The sequence below is a fragment of the Plebeiibacterium sediminum genome (assembly GCF_026013605.1).
Lineage (GTDB): Bacteria > Bacteroidota > Bacteroidia > Bacteroidales > Marinilabiliaceae > Saccharicrinis > Saccharicrinis sediminus.
Window position 1 is genome coordinate 1 of sequence record NZ_JAPDPJ010000085.1, and the last position, 19,019, is coordinate 19,019.

17 protein-coding genes are annotated in these 19,019 nt (G+C 32.6%); 3 read left to right on the forward strand and 14 right to left on the reverse strand.

Features of this window, described 5'->3' with window-relative positions:
- Positions 1–172 precede the first annotated feature (172 nt).
- From OM075_RS21975 to OM075_RS21995, 5 genes are all read right to left on the reverse strand, one after another.
- Positions 173–1,951 (reverse strand): AMP-dependent synthetase/ligase, encoded by a 1,779-nt coding sequence (locus OM075_RS21975; RefSeq protein ID WP_301192709.1) that lies wholly within the window; start codon positions 1,949–1,951, stop codon positions 173–175.
- Positions 1,952–1,981: 30 nt separating this feature from the next.
- Positions 1,982–2,857: a lysophospholipid acyltransferase family protein gene (locus tag OM075_RS21980; RefSeq protein WP_301192710.1), complete on the reverse strand. Its 876-nt coding sequence runs from the start codon at positions 2,855–2,857 to the stop codon at positions 1,982–1,984.
- 193 nt (positions 2,858–3,050) lie between these two features.
- A complete protein-coding gene (locus OM075_RS21985; protein WP_301192711.1) occupies positions 3,051–4,448 on the reverse strand; it encodes an alpha/beta hydrolase family protein in 1,398 nt (465 codons plus the stop codon).
- Between the two features lie 69 nt (positions 4,449–4,517).
- Positions 4,518–6,113 carry a MutS-related protein gene (locus OM075_RS21990; RefSeq protein WP_301192712.1) on the reverse strand — a complete coding sequence of 532 codons (1,596 nt, stop codon included), beginning with the start codon at positions 6,111–6,113 and terminating at the stop codon, positions 4,518–4,520.
- Between the two features lie 39 nt (positions 6,114–6,152).
- On the reverse strand, positions 6,153–7,481 hold the full coding sequence (locus tag OM075_RS21995; RefSeq protein WP_301192713.1) for a pectate lyase: 1,329 nt from the start codon (positions 7,479–7,481) through the stop codon (positions 6,153–6,155).
- Between the two features lie 309 nt (positions 7,482–7,790).
- Here OM075_RS21995 and OM075_RS22000 point away from each other — a divergent pair, with 309 nt between their 5' ends.
- Positions 7,791–9,506, forward strand: a complete 1,716-nt coding sequence (locus OM075_RS22000) for a PNGase F N-terminal domain-containing protein (RefSeq protein ID WP_301192714.1) — start codon at positions 7,791–7,793, stop codon at positions 9,504–9,506.
- A gap of 70 nt (positions 9,507–9,576) precedes the next feature.
- Here OM075_RS22000 and OM075_RS22005 read toward each other — a convergent pair whose 3' ends face one another.
- The 3 genes from OM075_RS22005 to OM075_RS22015 form a co-directional block, all read right to left on the reverse strand.
- Entirely contained in the window at positions 9,577–10,371 is a 795-nt protein-coding gene (locus tag OM075_RS22005; protein WP_301192715.1) for a cation efflux transmembrane domain-containing protein, read from the reverse strand.
- 161 nt (positions 10,372–10,532) lie between these two features.
- Positions 10,533–11,081 carry a hypothetical protein gene (locus OM075_RS22010; protein ID WP_301192716.1) on the reverse strand — a complete coding sequence of 183 codons (549 nt, stop codon included), beginning with the start codon at positions 11,079–11,081 and terminating at the stop codon, positions 10,533–10,535.
- The gene (locus OM075_RS22015) at positions 11,068–11,589 is read right to left on the reverse strand and encodes an RNA polymerase sigma factor (protein WP_301192717.1); all 522 of its coding nucleotides are present in this window, start codon (positions 11,587–11,589) and stop codon (positions 11,068–11,070) included. The genes OM075_RS22010 and OM075_RS22015 overlap by 14 nt, the downstream gene beginning before the upstream one ends.
- A 204-nt stretch (positions 11,590–11,793) precedes the next feature.
- On the opposite strand from OM075_RS22015, the gene OM075_RS22020 reads away from it, so the two are divergent.
- Positions 11,794–12,933 carry a universal stress protein gene (locus OM075_RS22020; RefSeq protein ID WP_301192718.1) on the forward strand — a complete coding sequence of 380 codons (1,140 nt, stop codon included), beginning with the start codon at positions 11,794–11,796 and terminating at the stop codon, positions 12,931–12,933.
- Between the two features lie 31 nt (positions 12,934–12,964).
- On the forward strand, positions 12,965–14,233 hold the full coding sequence (locus OM075_RS22025) for a cation:proton antiporter (protein ID WP_301192719.1): 1,269 nt from the start codon (positions 12,965–12,967) through the stop codon (positions 14,231–14,233).
- A gap of 88 nt (positions 14,234–14,321) precedes the next feature.
- Here OM075_RS22025 and OM075_RS22030 read toward each other — a convergent pair whose 3' ends face one another.
- The 6 genes from OM075_RS22030 to OM075_RS22055 form a co-directional block, all read right to left on the reverse strand.
- Positions 14,322–14,759 carry a pyridoxamine 5'-phosphate oxidase family protein gene (locus tag OM075_RS22030; protein WP_301192720.1) on the reverse strand — a complete coding sequence of 146 codons (438 nt, stop codon included), beginning with the start codon at positions 14,757–14,759 and terminating at the stop codon, positions 14,322–14,324.
- Between the two features lie 131 nt (positions 14,760–14,890).
- The gene (locus tag OM075_RS22035; protein ID WP_301192721.1) at positions 14,891–15,445 is read right to left on the reverse strand and encodes a hypothetical protein; all 555 of its coding nucleotides are present in this window, start codon (positions 15,443–15,445) and stop codon (positions 14,891–14,893) included.
- Complete coding sequence (locus OM075_RS22040; protein ID WP_301192722.1) at positions 15,438–16,247, reverse strand: toxin-antitoxin system YwqK family antitoxin; 810 nt, start codon at positions 16,245–16,247, stop codon at positions 15,438–15,440. The genes OM075_RS22035 and OM075_RS22040 overlap by 8 nt, the downstream gene beginning before the upstream one ends.
- 106 nt (positions 16,248–16,353) lie before the next feature.
- Positions 16,354–16,923, reverse strand: a complete 570-nt coding sequence (locus OM075_RS22045; protein ID WP_301192723.1) for a GNAT family N-acetyltransferase — start codon at positions 16,921–16,923, stop codon at positions 16,354–16,356.
- A gap of 206 nt (positions 16,924–17,129) precedes the next feature.
- Positions 17,130–17,762: an NAD(P)H-dependent oxidoreductase gene (locus OM075_RS22050; RefSeq protein WP_301192724.1), complete on the reverse strand. Its 633-nt coding sequence runs from the start codon at positions 17,760–17,762 to the stop codon at positions 17,130–17,132.
- A 724-nt stretch (positions 17,763–18,486) separates the two neighbouring features.
- Positions 18,487–19,019: transposase (locus tag OM075_RS22055; protein WP_301192725.1), on the reverse strand; the 533-nt coding region annotated here is incomplete at its 5' end.

The window sequence follows — 19,019 nt, forward strand, 5'->3', positions numbered from 1 at the left end:
GGGGTCTGATTTTTAATTAAAAAACGAACGCCCTGTTTATGGGCGTTACAGAAGATAATTTTTAATATCCAGACTTTAGTCGGTTGATAGTGATTTTAAATAATTGTTGAATAAAAAAGCCAGACTTGATAAAGTCTGGCTTTTAAACATAAGTTTTGGCTAATAAATCGTGTTATTTATACATTTCTTCTATTAGTTCTTTGTATTTAATGTTCACTTGTTTACGACGTACTTTTAATGAATTGGTCATAAGATTGTTTTCGATAGTAAATGGTTCGGGTAAAAGTTTAAATTTTACAACTTTCTCGTATGGAGCCAGATTTTCCTGTAGTGCATCAAACTTTTTCTGAAATTCCTCTATCGCTATTGGATTATTTACCAGATCGTGGTTTTCAACCTGACCATTATTCTGTTTGTGCAGCGATTTTAAGTATATAAAGCAAGGAACTATTAAAGCAGTTAAATATCTTCTGTTGTCACCAATAACACAGAGTTGCTCTATTTGCTGACATTGAGATAAATGAAGTTCAATTTTTTGTGGTGAAACGTATTTTCCCGTAGATGTTTTCATAATATCTTTAATACGTTCTTTCATTAGTAAGACTCCTTCTTCAGGTATCTCGCCCTGATCGCCAGTGTAATACCATCCATCTTTTAGTACTTCAGCAGTAGCTTCAGGTTTTTGGTAATATCCTTTAAAAACAGTATCACCTTTTACCAAAATCTGGCCATCTTCCTCATTAATTTTCACCTGAACATCGGGCATTATGCTACCGGTATTCACAAAATCGTATTTATCCTTTTTCATGCATGATACCGTGGCTGTTGTTTCTGTGGCACCATATCCATAGTTAATTTTTAGACCAAGAGCATGAAAAAATTTCAAAATATCAAGATTTAGAGCAGCTCCTGCACAAGGCATGTATTTAATTTGTCCGCCAAAAACTTTTTTGAAGTTTTTCATCACCAGTATGTTGACAAGTTTGTGTTTCAGCTGTAAGGCAAGGGGAGGAGTTAATGAATCTTTTTCATATTCAATATATTGCATTCCTGTTTTTACAGCCCAGTTAAATATGTATCTTTTAGGTTTATTCCATTTTTCAGCTGTTTTTAAAATGATGTCGTACGATTTTTCAAAAAATCGTGGCACCGCGCACATTACTGTAGGTTTTATTTTAGGCAACTCATGAATAATATCCTTGGGGTTGGCATTGTATACATTGGTTGCACCACTATAAAAAACAAAATAAGACCATCCGCGCTCAAATACATGGCTTAATGGAAGAAATGCTAATGATACATCATCTTCACCTAATTCGAGTCTTATTTCGTGTATTTCGAATAGTTTTAAAAAATGACTGTGATTTAGCATTACACCTTTGGGTTCTCCCGTGGTTCCTGAGGTGTAAATGATGGTTGCCAAATCATCTTTGTCAGCTTCAGAAAGTCTTTGATCTAAAATTTGCTTGCTTTTCTTATTATATGCTGAATTTAGTATGTCATTAAAAGCAATGATCTGCTTATGATCTGATTTATGCTCAAAGAAAGTGATAATTTTTTTCAGTGAACTGCAGCTTTTGAGGGCTTTCACTGCATTTGATAGCTGTATTTCGTCACCAACAAAAAGTATTTCCATTTCTGTCTCCGTAACAATGTACTCCAGTTGGTCTAAGGTGGATGTGGGAAATATAGGCACCACAACACCTCTGGTGCTTAATATCCCAAAGTCGGTAATTGACCATTCCGGGCAATTATGACTATAGATACCAATGTTAGCAAATGAATTAATTCCTTGGCTGATTAGATATTGAGCAACACTTTCGATACGAGTTCCTAATTCCTTCCAAGATAATTCTTTATAGATATTTTCTTCTTTAAATTTTACTGCTGTTCTGTTACCATATTTTTTTACACGATTACGTATAACTACAGCTAAATGTGATTCTTTCATAGATTTTAATTCGACTTCAGGGAATGGTACTTATAATGGAACGTGTTTCCAACGTTTGTGCGACCATAGCCAGCTTTCTGGTTTATTTATAATATTTTGTTCTAATTTTTGGGCATATAATTTTGTTAACTCACCTTCTTTTAAACTGTTAGGGTTGTCCGTTAAAATGGTTAAGAATAATTCGTAATAACCTCTTTTTGTTTGTTCTATATCAACATATACAACCGGATAATTATTGATTCTGGCGTGTTTTTCAGGGCCTTGTAAAAAAGGCGTATTGATACCTAAGAAATTAATCCATAAAGCTTTGTTTAATAGTTTTTTAGATGGGCTTTGATCTGCTGCCATCAAATAAATAACAGGATTGTTTCGATTTTTCTCAAAGGTTTTTGTTGTTTCGTAAATAGAGGATAGTGTGGTTCCACAACGAGTTCTGCTTTTACGTAATGCTTTGTCAATGTATTTGTTGCGCAAGCGTTTGTAAAAAGCTATGGCTTTGTAATCCGTTTGTAAACTGGCAGATAAACTTCCCCATTCCCAATTGTTGTAATGCGCAGTAACTGCAATAATACTTTTATTTTGCTTGAAGAAAGGTTCAATGAGTTCAGGATTAACAAGTTTGTGTCGTTTGATAATCGTTTTTTTGCTCATTGTAAAGGCTTTAACACCTTCAACAATGTAGTCAATCAGATGCTTGTAAGCTTTTTTTTCAATGTCTTTTATTTCCTGGTCTGATTTTTCAGGGAATGCTCTTTTAATATTCTCGCGAATGACTTTTACCCTGTATCTGACAATGTTACGCATAATAAAACGCATAAAATCAGAGAATGCATATAGTGCCTTAAAAGGTATTAAGGTGATAACTAATAATAGTAGGTAAAAGAAAAATGTTGTAATTAGGCTCATGGCCTAAATATATATGTTTTTATGTGACGTACAAAACATTAGAATTTAAACTAACGATTTATGTGCAATATTAATTATCTGATTACGAGTATCGCTTTGTATTTATAATATTATCAGTTAAATTATGATATGGATCGTTTAAAGCATGTAAGTATTCATTGTAGATTTTAATTATATGATTTACTTAATTTGATTATTTAGTTTGTGTTTCTATCCAATTGTAAATTAATTTTAAAGCGTTTGGCGAAAAAGTTTCCTGAATAGTGTTGTATTCCATCGGAAGCCCGGTTTGACATTCCTGAAATAAGTGATTTAGATGTGGAATTGCTTTTGTTGTTACATTTTTATTGCCTCCTTTTTCCAAGGCGGTTTTAATTCCATTTAAATTTTCAATAGCAGGTACTTGTAAGTCTTTCTCTCCATTTATTGCTAAAACCGGACATTTTACCTTTTTCAATATGGGTTCCGGATTAATTTTTAGAAAATAACTCATCCATGGTGATGAAAGGGTTTCAACTTGCATTTTAATATAAGCTTCTTTATTCATGCCTCCGGGTATTGGAAAATCAGGATTTTCTTGAAAAACCTTATCTAAGTATGCAGATAGTTTTTGTTTTGTTGACTCGGGTTTATTATTCTGTTTTACAATATTATATAATTCTTTATTTATTGTTTTTGATAATGTTAGAGCGGAATCATTTACACCGTATGCGCGCCCAATTAATTCGCTCTGTAATTGAAGTAATTCATCAGCTGGCATTCCAATTCCAGCTAATAATACAATAAAGTCAATATCTTTTACATTTGCAGCTACCATAGGTGCAATCACACCACCTTCACTATGACCAATAAGACCTATTTTATCAATTTCAGTTCGTGTTTTAAGATATTCTACTGCAGCTTCTACATCTCTAGAAAAGTTTAATGTGGTTGCTGTTTTAAAGTTGCCGGTAGATTGCGCAATTCCTCTGTCATCAAAACGTAATACAGCAATATTGTTTCTGGTTAAATAATCAGATAAAACCAAAAATGGCTTATGCCCAAATACTTCTTCGTCTCTATTTTGAGGACCACTACCACTAATTAATACAACTGCAGGAAATTTTCCGTCTTTTTTGGGTACAGTCAAGGTTCCAGCCAATGTTACGATGTCTTTTGTGTTTTCAAACTTTACTTCTTCTGATATATAAGGATAAGGTTTTTGTGGCTCCTGAGGTCTGTTATTAACCTCAGTATTGTATTTTTGTTTGGTAAGGTTTAGTGGGAATGAAAGTCCACTTTGCATAAATGTTCCTTCAATAGTATTGTTATCGCTATTATAAGATCCTTCATAACGTATACCTGGTTGTTTGATTACGAGTTTTAAAACCTGATTTATGAATGTAACTTTATCTACAGGGATTCCTTTTGCTCCCTGATCAGGACTATCCATTGTAGCAATGTATGCAGTATCATTTGCATGTATATGAAAAACAACTCTTAATTGAATGCCTTGTATTTTTAGTTTTCCATTCCATTGGCCCGATATGTTTTGACTATATGCTTTAAATGATGCTAATAATATAAAAATGAGGAGTATATAATATTTCATAGCGATTGTTTGTTAGGAGTTTATAAGATGAAGTTAGTCATACTTTTATGATAATCAAAAATCAACGAATTATACTTTTTCAAGTGAAGGATTTACTTGTTTTTGAGCATCCAGTTTTTGCGCAATATTTATAGCCTCATTAATAATGTTTTGTGGATAATCATTTAATTGAAGAATACGGATTGCATTCCGTTTCTTTAATCGACCTTCTTTTAATTTGTAATCAAAATCTACATTGTTATTATTTACTATTTCACTAAAGTGATAAAGTTCATAAGTATCTGTAAGCATATCTGTTAATTCAATATCGTGGGTGGATACAAAAACAATATTATTATTTGTGGCAAGAGATGATAAAATGGCTTTAGCTGCAGATATTCTTTCTACAGTATTGGTTCCCTTGAATATCTCATCCAATAAAAACAGGCAGGGAAGATCTGTAGTACTTTTATCGATCATTTTTTTGATGGTTATTACCTCTTCAAAATAATAACTTTTGTCATTGAGCAGATCATCACTTATGCGAATTGCAGAATATACTTTACACTTTGGCATTTGCATAGATTTAGCAAAACAAGTATTTAAAGTTAGACCCATAATCATATTGATTCCTACAGATCGAATAAATGTAGTTTTGCCCGACATGTTTGAACCTGTTAGAAGTATAGATTTATTTAAAGTATCTAAACTGTTAGTAATACAGTTATTTATTAATGGATGATATATGTTTTTAACTTGTATTTTATGATTTCCAATCTTTGGCAAACAATAAGTTTCTAAACCTGTTCTTAGCGAAGCAACAGAGTACAATGCATCAATTTGTCCAACAAATGTATACACGGCTTCAATTGCTTTTCGTTTGGTATTTATACGTCTTAACACTGCGAATAATAATATGGGTTCAAGCAAAAGGCAAATTTTGATTATTTCAACTCCATACCATATGAATATCTGTATATCTCCTTTAATTTTTCCCTCCATTTGAAATAATAGCATCCTATTTCTGACTTGATTTAAAATTGCTATCGATTCTGGTAATTGAGGATTGATAGATTTAAATAGGGAATCTTTATAAAAAAGTGATGCTATGTTTTTAATTTTCAGTAATTGAGGAAAGGATAAAGCATATATGTTGAGATTTCTTTTGTTCCAGAAATGTACGACCATGTTGATTATAAATAATGGTAATACGATGAATAGGAGTTTAGTATTAAAAAGAAGCAACAAAAGTGAAATTAAACTTGCAAAAGAAAGCATGGGAGCAATGAAGAACCATTTGGGCTGTTTTAAGTGTTCTTCCTGAAACAGCGATGAAATATAGTATGCACTGTCATTACTTAATTTTGATAATTGTTTTTGAGTTTTTGATCGAAATTCTTCATTATCAATAAATCTTTGAATGATCTGCTCAAAGAGCTCATTTTTAACTGAGTCATTAGGTATTGCTCTGAGTTTATTATAAAGGAATTGTTGTCCAACTTTAGAGTTGGTACGATCAAGAAACATAAATACTTCCTGTAAATCCAGATCATTACATGTTTTGTCAGAAATAACCTGAAAAGCCTCAGAATTGTCTTTATTCCGAAAATATTTTTCAATTAATGTAAAATTAAAATACTCGTCTTTAGTTTTTCCGAAGGCTAGGTTTTGATTACTTTTTTTCATTTGGTTGGTTTCGTATTTAAGATCATGTCTGTTTTGATACTAATTATTATTCAACTCATTGCTCAGCTTAATGTATTCACAAAGTATGTCAATGTTTCTATTAAAAACCCGACTGCTGATCCGATCCATTACTTCATATTGATTATTCCATCTTTCGCCTTTGGGCATCGTTTTTTTGAACTTATCATTTTTAGTAATCCATGCTCCGGAAGATTCTTGTGCATCAATAATTTCCTGTACCATTGGCGCTAGTTTTTCCAGTCGTTTGTTAATTTCACTCATCGATAAAGTAGGATGCTCTTCATTCCATAATTCCTGATATCCCAGGTTTAAAGCTTTGTCGTAACGCTTTTTCGAATATTCAAGATAGTGCTCAATGTTGATTTGATATGCATATCCTTTTCTGCGTTCAGGATGCAGATCTTCCAAATTATCAACTCGGATTCTATTTCGATCGTAATATAGAGGCTTGTTTGTGCCCAATTCAATAAAGCGTGCCCACATTCCATTTTCCATCCTGACTTCATCTAAATACTTTAATGCATCGGGTATGGGTTCTAAAATTGTTTTATCGTGTAAAGCCAGATATAAATCAATTAGGGAATTGATGTTTTTGATAGTAACCGAAGAGCAGATTGCAGGAGGTTCAAAAGTACGTGCCCATGCCGGTTGTAAATATTCGTTGTATTGCTGAGCCCAACCCGGCTGAGGAGGAGGGAGTTGAGATATATTTAAAAACCGGGCTACCTTGCGTAAACTTTTTTCAATAACCTCATTGTTTTTGTAATATTGATAAGCCTCAATCATTACCTCAATACAATCATTAATACCACCATCATTAAAGGTAGCATAATCGTGATAATTGCCTTGTTCAGGATAGTAATGAGGCCAGCCACCATTACTCAATTGAGTTTCAATCATCATACCAATGGCACGCTGTGTTGCAGCAGAAAGTATACTGTCGTTCATTTCCTGATCTAAAGCCATTAAAAACCTCACTGCCGACTGACTTTGGTTATCGTCAAAACTGACATGATCAGACTCTAAATGTTTAAAATCAATGGTATGCTCCCAACCTCCATATTTATTTTGACCTTGAATTAATGCGTAAGCAGCCTCTTTGGCATCGTTTAAGTATTCGTTATTTCCGGTTACCTGGTAGGCCTTAAGAAATGACATTCCAACGGCTGGAGTTCCCGGAGGCTGTACCTCTATGGTTTCATTGTCTTTAGGACCTTCTCCCCATCGTAATGACAGATCAGGAGTTACATGATATACGTAACCTCCATGTGTATTGAGGCTATGAAAGTAGGTGATTCCCTTTTGTAGCGAGGCTTCTGCTTTTTTCTTTAAGTTGTTTGCTTGCATTAAGCATGCAATAAATAATACCGTGGATAGTAAAATAAATCTTTTATTTAAATAAAATTTGATATGCATTATATTATAGTATATTATACTTTTTATAAAAACAATAATTAGCAATTTAAAAGAATCAAATATTGTTTTGATACATTAAATATGAGGACTTTAATTGATAAATCATGGTTTGAATCAAATAAATTAGTCACCTAATTGTACATATAGATGAATTTTTGTTCATCAAGATAATTATACAGGAGGTAGATCGTTTATTTTTATATTGCTTCTTAAAAAGAATACATCTAAAACATAGTTATAATGAAATCATTAAGGATTTTTGTCTTGCTAATTATTTTATTGATTGGATATAATGGACTTAAGGCAAAAGAAAAAAGTAAAAAAGGATTTGTTGAATATTCCTATTTGGAAAATGGTAAAATTGATCAGAAGAGTTCAAAAACCATCTTACATTACGCTAATGGCATTGCTAAAAGTTGGGTAGATAAAAGCAATCTGGATTTAATTGATGAAGTGCCAAAACAATATACCTATTTCGATTATAGTCAGAATAAGATATATCAGCAGGCTATTTTTATGAGTGGTGATACTTGCTTTACAGCTTTCGATTTTAGAATTATGGAAGGTTTTCAACCAGAAGGAGAAACAGAAATGATTTTAGGCTATGCTTGTCAAAAGTATGTTGGTTCGTCTTTCTCCAATAAAATTGAGTTGTGGGTAACTGAAGATATTGGCATTAAAGGTACACCGTTGAACTATTTTCCTTATCAAAATGGTTTTGTATTAAAGTATGTTCGTAATGGCAATTCAGGTTGGGAAGCCACTAAGATTAATTTTAGTAATAAAGTTGAGGACCAATTACTATATACTCATCAATTAGGCGATTCTGTAAGTGATGTTGAATTTAGAAAGAAGTTAACTAATGCTTTCATTAAAGATGTTCAAGTATTTTCAAATGAGCAAATAAACTGGGGCGATGAAATTCGTAATCCAGAAGGTATTGTAAATGATTCCCTATATCGTTTTGCAGGAGGTTCTATCATCGCAAAAAAGGTATTGTTACCTGCTGTGCCTGATGGGACATCGCTATTTGCTGAGGTTACAGAGCGTTCAAATGGTGATGCCTACGACAGGACTGGTTCTGTTTTTGTGATTCCTCAAAATAAAGAAAAAAGTTTTCTTGATGGTTTGAGGTTTGGTAAGGATGCGTTACCAAAATATTTTAGTGAAGGCAATGAATATCAAGGTGTCGTTTCAACAAAAGATTACGATCCTTTGATTGAATTAATGCGATTTTTTACGCCGTTTGGAGTAGGTCATTTTAACGAAAAGCGTAATGTTGGTTTTGAGTGGTCTGATTCAGTTGTTTATAAGCAGGATGTAACCCATCTGTTACCCGTTTTGCAAAAAGAATGTTGGATAGGCGTTTTTATAGGCAATTATGATGGAGGCGGGCATAAGGTTAGCTTAAACCTGAAATATCATTTAAACAGCCAGGAAAAGCCTAAAAAATCACCAAAGAGATATTGGGTTCAGCCAGTTTTTAATACAACAAATGTAATGGAAATGGCAGGACAGCAATATGGGACGATGTTTAAGAATGATACTTTGACGGTTAACTTCAATGTTCCAAAAGGAGTGAAGAATATTGAGTTCTATTATATTTCCACAGGTCATGGAGGTTGGGGAAATGGCGATGAGTTTGTGCAGAAACAGAATTCATTGTTTATTGACGGAAAGTCGTTTTTTAATTACACCCCATGGAGATATGATTGTGGAACTTACAGAAAGTTTAATCCAGCATCAGGAAATTTTTGGAACGGTATGTCATCATCCGACTATAGTAGATCTGGATGGTGCCCGGGTTCAGTTTCTCATCCATACTACACAACAGTTAATGATTTACAGGAAGGTAATCATGTGATTCAGGTCTATATTCCTATTGGTGAACCTGAGGGTAATATGTTTAGTGCATGGAATATTTCAGGTTTATTTATTGGATCTTATGAGGAATAGATGTTGCGATAGGTAGGTATAATAATATTAAAAAAGGAGAGGTTATTAATAATCTCTCCTTTTTTAATATTTACTTCCCTAGCTTTAATATTCTTCTGGCTCCTTGTATTACAATTAAAAATACGATGGTACCTATTGCTAAATCAGGAATATCAGAGTTTAGATAATAAACCAAAACTCCGGCAATGATCACTCCAATGTTTATAATTACATCGTTCGAAGTAAAGATCATACTGGCTTTCATATGAGCTTCGTGTTTGCTTTTTGATTTTTGAAGCAAATACAAGCATATTCCATTGGCAATTAAGGCAAACACAGAAACCAGAATCATTGTACTGAAATCAGGAAATTTTTCGGCTCCGGTAAACCTTCTAACCACCTCGATAAAACCCAATAAGGCTAATGTAATTTGAAAATAGCCGGCCAAGGAGGCCACTCGTTTTTTCTTGATGAGCGAACCTCCAACAGCAATCAGGCTCAGTGCATATACAAATGAGTCGGCAAGCATATCTAAACTATCTGCAACTAAACCCATTGATCTTGACAAAATACCTGAAGATAACTCTATTACAAAAAAAAGGAAATTGATAATTAAAACATACCAAAGAACTCTTTTTTGATTCAACTCTTCCTCAATATTTATCTCTGCAGTTTCTTCTGTTGATACCTTTTTACCTCCTAAATTTAGTGATTCAATAGCTTCATTAATTTGATCTGTATGATCATTGTGATAGACTGTTAAATAGCGGTTTGGAATATCAAATTCGAGCTTTTTTATACCGTTTATATCATTAAGCTTCATCCTAATCAGGTTTTCCTCAGAAGGACAATCCATTTGTGATATCTTAAATAATGATTTCTGCATCTTATTATTTTTTAGTGCATAAACAATTAGGAAGTCATTTTGATTAAGGTTGATCTGTTTTATTGATATTAATTTAAGTAATTTTTCTGTGAATTGGTTTATCGATAACCCGGGTTTAAAAATAAAATCAAGGGTTAGGTTTGGTAAGTTTATGTTGGGTTTTAGTTATTCATTTCAATATCGTTGATTAATTGTTTGGCTGCATCGCGGATGGGTTTGTATTTATTTAGCCATAAAATTAAACCAACACATATGCTAATCGCTATAGCACCCAGAAATACAATTTGAATGTGCAATAAATCTTTATCAAATTGTCGTTTCAAGCATAATCCAGCATCTAAAAAAATAAGTGCCACAAAAACCCATCTGGAGTTACCATGGAAAGGGGTATATCGTTTAACAACTTTTTTAAGCATGGTTAATGTTGGTTCCGAATAATCCACAAAGTTGTATTCCTTTGCTAGTTTTCTGAATGTTAAAGCGAAAACTAGCATTGCAATGGCAAAAGAGACTTGAGAAAGAAATTCTTTAACCGTGGTTCCATCAAATATATAGTCGTACGTTCCAAGAATAAGGTAAAAAGGAATTAAGAACCAATATACGTATTGCAATCTCTTGCTTTGAGTGGCATATTTTTTATCTTTTTCCTGAAGTTTAGATGTGAATGCTCCAAGATCGTTTAATGTGATGTTTTCTTTATTTGGTTTCATGATTACTTGCTGTTAAATTTTCTTTTAATTGTTGTTTAATTCGATGAATTTTCACTTTGACATTGGGCTCTGTAATACCAATAACTTGTGCAATTTCTTTCATACTCAGGCCTTCAAGTGTGAGAGATATTAAAGATTTATCAATTACAGAGAGTGTATTTAATTCATTCTGAAGCGCTTCAAACTGAGATTCTACTTTTTCTTTTGATTCAGTATCATGATCAAAATCCAGGATATTTACCTGACTCACATCATTAATGTTAATGGTCAGTTTCATGTTTTTATATGCTTTACCCGTGTAGGTAAGTGCCGTGTTTACAGCAATACGATAAATCCAGGTGCTTATTGAAGCATCACCTCTAAAGTTATCCAGACTTTTCCATATGTTAATCAGAATTTCCTGAAACATATCGTCCTGATCCTGAACATTTGAGTTGTAGTATCTGCAAATACGCCTGATTCGTTCCGAATTTTCCTGAACTATCTTATTAAACTTATCTTCTTTCATTGAACTATTTCGGTATTGTTTTTGAACATTAGACAGCAAAATATTGAATAGTTACATTTTCAATTCAATTATTTTACTTTTTTCTTCAAAAATATGGTAAGTAATCGATGTATAATACAACAGCAGAAGTCTTTATTAAAACAAATTAATCTTGTAAATTGTTAGAAATATAGTATTGATGTATGTTGATAAAAACCTGATGATATGAAATTATTGGAAAAGATATTGGTAACAATTAATGTAAATAAATCGAATCCGGCGTTGCTAAATGTTGCAAAGGAACTTGCTTTAAAGTTTAACTCAAATTTGATTTTAATGGGGGTATTACCTACTGATGCTCAAAAATCGTCAGTAAATAATATCATAACTCGTTTGGTAGAAAAGGAATTAAATGAGATAGAGGCAGATTTAAAAAATTCGGGAATAACCGTTGAAACAAAACTAGAATATGGAAGTATTCTGGAACAAATCATTACTGAATCCGAAAAAGAAAATGTGAATGTAATTCTGGTTCCTGAGAAATTCGGGCCCGTTGAAGAAGACCATAAAGTTGGGATTGTGGTTGAGAAACTGGTAAGGAAGTGTAGTAAACCAGTTTGGGTAGTAGATACTGAAGGTAAACCATTTCCTGGGGACATTCTTTGTTCAGTCGACTTTTCAGATGCTTCGGAAAGAGCTTTGCATAATGCCATAAGAATGGCCCGACATTTTAAATCAAAACTTCATATTGTAAACGTATTAGAACCTTTGGAAGAGTTTTATTCTCCTCGCTTTGAAATAGACTATGATAGTGAGAATAGAATTTTAGCAGATGAGAACAGAACCCGTTTTGATACGTTTTTAAAGCAGTTTAATTTTACAGATATAGAGGTTGAATCAACTATTTTAAAAGGAACAATCTATAAACAATTAAAAGAATTTATTCTTCTGAATAATATTCGGTTATTATTTATTGGAGCTACAGGTAAAAAGTTTTTTCAAAGAGTTTTATTGGGTAGTGTTACCGAATTAATGGTACGATACCTGCCTTGTTCAACAGTAGTTACCAAATCTGAAAATATCATTAATTTAAAAATAGATTCAGACATTTCGGGTATTGAAAAACTCTATGCAGAAGCTATGAAGCTTGAAGCAGAAGGTTTATTGGATCAGGCTATCGAAAAACTGGATGCTTGTCTGCAAATTAACGATCTTCATTTTCCTACACTCAATGCATTAGTAAAACTCTATAAGAAAACAGGAGATGAAAAAACAGCAGAAACCTACAGTGAAAAAATGGATGAAATAGTGAACCGACTATGGGATAAAGATGTTGAAAATGAAATAAGAAAACGATTAAAGTGATTTTTAATAACATCTGAAAAATAGAAGATATATGAAGAAAGTATACATATTGTCTTTATTACTGCTCCTGGGTTTGGTTTCATCGCAGGTTTTACCATTAATAATAAGTAGTTATAGTTTTTTAAGTCATGTAATAAAGCTGGGAACAATGATTTGCCTGGCTTTTATTATGATTCATGTAGGTTATGAGTTTGAAATAAAAAAAGACAGGTTAAAACAATATGGATATGATTATTTAATTGCATTTACCTCTGCTACTTTACCCTGGATATTTGTAGCTATTTATTTCATTTTTGTTTTAACACCCGATGACATGCGAAACGGTCAAACCTGGGTGGAATCACTGTTGGCAGCTAGGTTTGCAGCACCAACATCAGCCGGGGTATTGTTTTCAATGTTGGCAGCGGCAGGTTTAGCTACAACCTGGATGTTTAAAAAAACGCGTGTATTAGCCATCTTTGATGATCTGGATACGGTGATATTAATGGTTCCCCTGCAAATGCTGATTATTGGATTTAAAATACAGTTGATTATAGTTTTGCTAATCATGTTTATTTTAATTGCCATTGCATGGAAATACATGGGAAGAATACGACTTTCAATTCGTTGGAAGTATGTTTTACTGTATGCAGTTGTGATTACCTTGGCAGCAGAATTCTTTTATTTTGCCAGTAAAATTATTGATGAAACGGTTAGTGTTCATATAGAAGTATTATTACCAGCCTTTGTTTTAGGCACAATCATATCTAAGAAATACAATAAAGTTAAACTTCATAACGGACCAAAGGAAGATATACTGGAGTTAAAAGATGAGCAAAAAATATCCTTTTATATTTCTGCTATTTTTATGGTTTTAGTTGGACTATCTATGCCTTTGTTAGAAGGGGTTTCAGACTTTTTTGTTACGCAGCAGGTAGATAAAGATATTGTTGATTCTTATTTGCAAGGCAGTGAATCCTCTGTTTTTAAAGGAGATATTAAAGAATCATTTGAATTATCTACAGTACTGTTTCATGTTCTAATGGTTACGATTCTCAGTAATATAGGAAAAATAGTTCCTGCTTTTGTGTATCGAAATGAAGCTACATGGAAAGAAAGATTGGCTGTTGCTTTGGCTATGTTTCCCCGAGGTGAAGTAGGGGCAGGGGTTTTAATCATTTCTATGTCGTATGGAATAGGAGGGATTATTGTTACTGTTTCAATGCTTTCATTGGCATTAAATCTATTATTAACAGGGATTTTTATTGTTGGAGTTAAAGCTTTAATTAAGGATAAAGAAAATACTTCTGCAATAGAATAAAGCAAAATAAAAAGGCTATCTCAACTAAACCGAGATAGCCAAATGATTACACAAAAATAGGGCCTACCTGTTAATCCATTCTTTCAATTTAGAATACCAAGTGATCTGCAACATTTTCGTAAAGTATGTTGGTTTTTAGGTACCAGAATTTGGCATCACCATGAGCCAATTTAAATACTTCAACATAAGGGTCTGATGACTGATCACCTAAATCTTCAAGGTATTGATGTTCTTTTCTTGCTTTATGAATCATTGCAGCATCATGTACAAACTCAATATTTCCTGAAATACGCATTTCACGGCCCTTTTTTAAATCTGCAGGGTTGTTGAAAAAACATACTTCAACTTTAGGATTTTTATGAATTTGTCTGCTTAAGTCTTTGGGTGAGAGCGCTTCAAAATAGAAACCTGAATTGTCGGCAAACCAAAGCTTCATTATTCTAACATGAGGCCTTTCATCTTCAATAGTTGCCATATAACAAATAGGGTTGTCGTTGGCAAACTTTATTACTTCTTCTTTTCTCATAACCAAACCTCCTATATCGTAAAAAAGATAACTGTCAAAAAACAAATTAAAGTTACGATGAAGGGATCCTTATGTCAATAAAAATGATTGGGTTATAACATGTTTTGTTTCTGTTTTTTAAGCAAAATAAATTAGTTTAAAGAGAATGGACACACTTCACTTACGTCTGATTTTTCCGCCTCAAATAAATCATGTAATGTATCTAAAACTTCATCAATTTTAGGTTTTGATATAAGTACTGTAGTCTGAAATATTTCAATAGGATTGTTTAGTTCATCATAATCAAAAAATAATAATCTACCATGTTCAACATCATTAAAAAATCGAACCTTTTCATAACTGACACTCAGTGTATTTAATTTAATAACCTTTTCTGTAGTACTTATAAATCCATATGATCTTGAGTAGCTTAGGGACTTGGTGTTTATTCTGACAAATTCTTCACCCCATAGATTCCAACAGGTAAATCGGCCTACAATAAAAACAAGTATTATAAAAATGATTATAAATGGAATAACAAAAGATTTCAATTCTTCGCCAGGAACCTGAGTCATTCCAAATATGTATGCCGACCATGCTATCAGGTTCATTATTATCAGAATTATTTTTCCAATTAATGCAGAACCAACTTGCGAATGCAGATAGATACAAATGCCATCAAAGTGTATGTTTGTTTTATTATTCATCTTCTAACGATAATTTATTTCCTTCCTGATCCCAACGGTTTAGGTATTTTACAAAACCGTTATTTTTATATAAGAGTTCTTCCTGTTTTTTACCGTTTGAATACCAATTAATGGTAAGCCCATCTCTTACGCCGTTTTTATATTGTATTTCAGATTTTAGTTTACCATTTTTATACCATGCCTGATATTTCCCATATAACTTTCCATGAACGTAAACGGAGCGACTTTCCATTTGACCATTACTATGAAAGTTCCGTATCACCCTTGTTGAATCATTGATATAACCAGAGTTGGTTGAACCATGTTCGTAATTTCTATTAACAGAAGGTCTGTTCCAATTTGGATAAGACAGAAATAAAGTATTTATTTCATCACGAGCCACTGCAATTTGAAAAACCATTGTGGAATTCGGTTCTTTTGGGTTATAGAAGGGAAAATCAAATAACTTTACAATATCGTAGCCATACCTACCGATGCGTGAAATATAAGTAACCTTAATTTTTGAATTTTTAGGGTATTGGCTTGTGTTTATAACTTTTTTGCCTGTTTTGTATAGCCATTGTAAATGTTCAGGCTGAGAACTTTCTATCGCTTCTTTTGAAATAATCAGTTCTAAACTGTCAATTTTACCTTCAGCAATATAACGTAATGATTTTTTAGCAAGCGCTAATTCTTCTCGGTCCTTTTTTAAATTGATGGGTTCTGGTTCTGAAGAGTGCCTGAAATAACAAGAGCTTAAGAGCGGGGCTAATACAATTAAAACAAGATAAATGCTTTTTAATTTGATAGGTTTGTTAGTCATAGGATTTAAGAGGGTGAATTATAAATAAATTTTGTTGTTGGTAACGTTATGGCACGAAAATAAAGTTTTGAATGATTATTTAAAAACGATTTTTATTACAAACACTCTAAGATTGATGTTCAAGGTATTCTTTTTTTAATAATGAATACAGTTTCATATCCTGAAAACTACCTTTTAAAAAGTATCTGTTTCTTAATATGCCCTCATAGTGCATATTAAACCGTTCCATAAGTTTAAATGAATTTTTATTATCAACCCAGCATTGCGCTTCAATGCGGTTTAATTTCATTTCTGAAAATCCAAAATCAATTAAAACTTTCATTATTTCACTGGCTATTCCTTTTCCCCAGTATTTTTGATTAAGAGTGTATGCAAGCTCTGCCAGGTGGTGATTCGTATCCCAATGCATATATCCACAGGCACCAATATATTTTTTGTTTGCTTTATATTCAATGCCCCAAATCATACAAGTTCCAGCTTTATATTGATTGATTTTATTTAGCACATAATCAGCAGCCTCTTGTCTATCAGTATGCAAATACGAAAGGTATTTTGTTACTTCCGGATTTGAAGAATATTCAAACATATCGTCAATGTCTTTCTCTTCAATTTTTCGTAGTATTAACCTATCAGTTTCAATTACAGGCATATTGCCAAATATGGACTCAATCTTCATTTTATAGTTTAAAAAGTTAATGTTTGAGGTGGGGTATTAAATAAATATCGATTCTAAAAATAATAATTGAAATGAAATAATCCGATAGTATTTTTAGATTTTTATTTTCAATAACTTATAGGGTAGTTAAATAAGTTGGTTATAGCCAATAAAAAAACGGATCTGTCGAAACAAATCCGTTTTCTTACAAACTAAATCAATAAATGTTAATCAAAAATGGTAATCAAATCATCCGTGCTTTTTCTTACTTTTTGAAGCTTTACAAGCCAATCGTTCGATTCATCACGGTAGCCTACTGGTAATAATAAACAACTGCGAAGTCCTTTTTGTTCTAAGCCTAAAATTTTATCCAGTTTTTCAGGTTCAAAACCTTCAATAGGAGTACAGTCTACACCTTCAAAAGCTGCTGCTGTAATTGCGTTTGAAAAGGCAATGTAAGCTTGTTTAGCGGCATGATGGAAGTTTTCCTCAGGATCTCTTTGTGGATAAGCATTTAAAAGCATTTGGCGATAGTTTTCCCATCCTTCACTTTTGAATCCACGTACCTCGTTAGTTAAATCAAACATCTTATTGATTCTTTCCGGAGTATAATGATCCCAGGCTGCAAATACCAATAGGTGTGAGCAATCTGCAACAACTGATTGATTAAAAGAAATATCTTTAATCTTATCCTTTAATTCCTGATTTTTAATCACCAATACTTCAAATGGCTGTAAACCACTTGAAGTTGGTGAAAGAGATATGGCTTCAATAATATTATCAATCTTTTCCTGAGGCACTATTTTACCGTTCATGGCTTTTGTAGCATAGCGCCATTTCAATTTTTCTAATAATTCCATTCGTCACAATCTTTCTAATTATTGGGTAAGAAACCATCTTATTTAGATTTTGTTCAAATAAGGTGGTTAACCGTAGAGAAAATGGAAGGAACAAGAAATACGGAGAAGGTAACCAGGTATTTGAGCGAAGAGCAGGGTGCAGAGAGCATAGTGCAAATGCTAAAAGCGAGAAAAATTCTCTGTGTAGTTTTATGAAATACCTCTTTGTCCTTCGTGTTAAAAAAGAAGTTTACCACAGAGTAAAGGTGGCGCTACGCTTCACCACAGAGGACATGGAGAATAAAAGGAATCAATGGTTGGTTTTCTTTTTTAAGAAAGGGAATAAAAAACCTCTGCGTAACTTCTATGTTGAAAACCAAATTAAACGAGCTAAAATTTATTATTTTCTTCTTTTTTTTCTTCAAAAGCTTCATTAAGGGGAATAAAGGATTATGTCAAGGTTGAGCGAAGCGAATTTATATAACCTTGACGGAATCTTTTATGACCTTAACTTTGTTTTTGAGAGAAAAAATAATCTCCCTCTTTTTTTAATCTAATTTCTTTAAAAACCTCTTTAATCAATCTTCTATCAGCAGTCATTTTTATGCTGCAAAGTAATCTTCATATTAGAGAGGAGAGGGACGTAACCTCTGTGTAGCGGTCTTCCATAATGGTGCTGCAGTCGCAGAATTTCGTTTATTCCCTCTTCCAAATTTTCAAAGTTCTTAAAGTTTTATTCTTTTTATTACTTAAACACACTTAGATTATAAGATTGTTGATTTAATAAAACAAACCTAATTCTATTTAATAGTTTTCGAGCAATGCGTATAATTGCTTTGTTTTTATTCATCCGAAGAATCAATTCAGAAAATTTATGCATTAAAGCTGGATCTTTAGGTATCGCAACCCAAGAGGCTTCTATTAGCATTATTTTTAGTTCCTTTCTTCCTCGTTTAATCATTTTACCCGTATGAATCTTATCTCCTGAAGAATGCATTGAAGGAACCAATCCTATATAATTACATAATTCATCTAATCTTTTAAAGCGACTAATATCTCCAAGTTGCACAAGGATAGTTATTGCTGTCATTATTCCAATACCGGGTATTTTTATTAAAAGTTCAATATTCTTTCTGTACTTTTCACTTTGAGATAATTGTCGCACTTGTCTATTTATTCCTAATAACCTCAGTTCGATTCTTAAATCGCAGTATATCAATGAAATAATCGAAAATAAAATCATGTAATATTTTGAAATAAAAATGGATTTTGCTAATT

What these genes read in the sequence shown, in the direction of transcription:
- OM075_RS21975 (WP_301192709.1), bottom strand. Translation starts at nt 1,951, where the DNA reads ATGAAAGAATCACATTTAGCTGTAGTTATACGTAATCGTGTAAAAAAA.
- OM075_RS21980 (WP_301192710.1), bottom strand. Translation starts at nt 2,857, where the DNA reads ATGAGCCTAATTACAACATTTTTCTTTTACCTACTATTATTAGTTATC.
- OM075_RS21985 (WP_301192711.1), bottom strand. Translation starts at nt 4,448, where the DNA reads ATGAAATATTATATACTCCTCATTTTTATATTATTAGCATCATTTAAA.
- OM075_RS21990 (WP_301192712.1), bottom strand. Translation starts at nt 6,113, where the DNA reads ATGAAAAAAAGTAATCAAAACCTAGCCTTCGGAAAAACTAAAGACGAG.
- OM075_RS21995 (WP_301192713.1), bottom strand. Translation starts at nt 7,481, where the DNA reads ATGCAAGCAAACAACTTAAAGAAAAAAGCAGAAGCCTCGCTACAAAAG.
- OM075_RS22000 (WP_301192714.1), top strand. Translation starts at nt 7,791, where the DNA reads ATGAAATCATTAAGGATTTTTGTCTTGCTAATTATTTTATTGATTGGA.
- OM075_RS22005 (WP_301192715.1), bottom strand. Translation starts at nt 10,371, where the DNA reads ATGCAGAAATCATTATTTAAGATATCACAAATGGATTGTCCTTCTGAG.
- OM075_RS22010 (WP_301192716.1), bottom strand. Translation starts at nt 11,081, where the DNA reads ATGAAACCAAATAAAGAAAACATCACATTAAACGATCTTGGAGCATTC.
- OM075_RS22015 (WP_301192717.1), bottom strand. Translation starts at nt 11,589, where the DNA reads ATGAAAGAAGATAAGTTTAATAAGATAGTTCAGGAAAATTCGGAACGA.
- OM075_RS22020 (WP_301192718.1), top strand. Translation starts at nt 11,794, where the DNA reads ATGAAATTATTGGAAAAGATATTGGTAACAATTAATGTAAATAAATCG.
- OM075_RS22025 (WP_301192719.1), top strand. Translation starts at nt 12,965, where the DNA reads ATGAAGAAAGTATACATATTGTCTTTATTACTGCTCCTGGGTTTGGTT.
- OM075_RS22030 (WP_301192720.1), bottom strand. Translation starts at nt 14,759, where the DNA reads ATGAGAAAAGAAGAAGTAATAAAGTTTGCCAACGACAACCCTATTTGT.
- OM075_RS22035 (WP_301192721.1), bottom strand. Translation starts at nt 15,445, where the DNA reads ATGAATAATAAAACAAACATACACTTTGATGGCATTTGTATCTATCTG.
- OM075_RS22040 (WP_301192722.1), bottom strand. Translation starts at nt 16,247, where the DNA reads ATGACTAACAAACCTATCAAATTAAAAAGCATTTATCTTGTTTTAATT.
- OM075_RS22045 (WP_301192723.1), bottom strand. Translation starts at nt 16,923, where the DNA reads ATGAAGATTGAGTCCATATTTGGCAATATGCCTGTAATTGAAACTGAT.
- OM075_RS22050 (WP_301192724.1), bottom strand. Translation starts at nt 17,762, where the DNA reads ATGGAATTATTAGAAAAATTGAAATGGCGCTATGCTACAAAAGCCATG.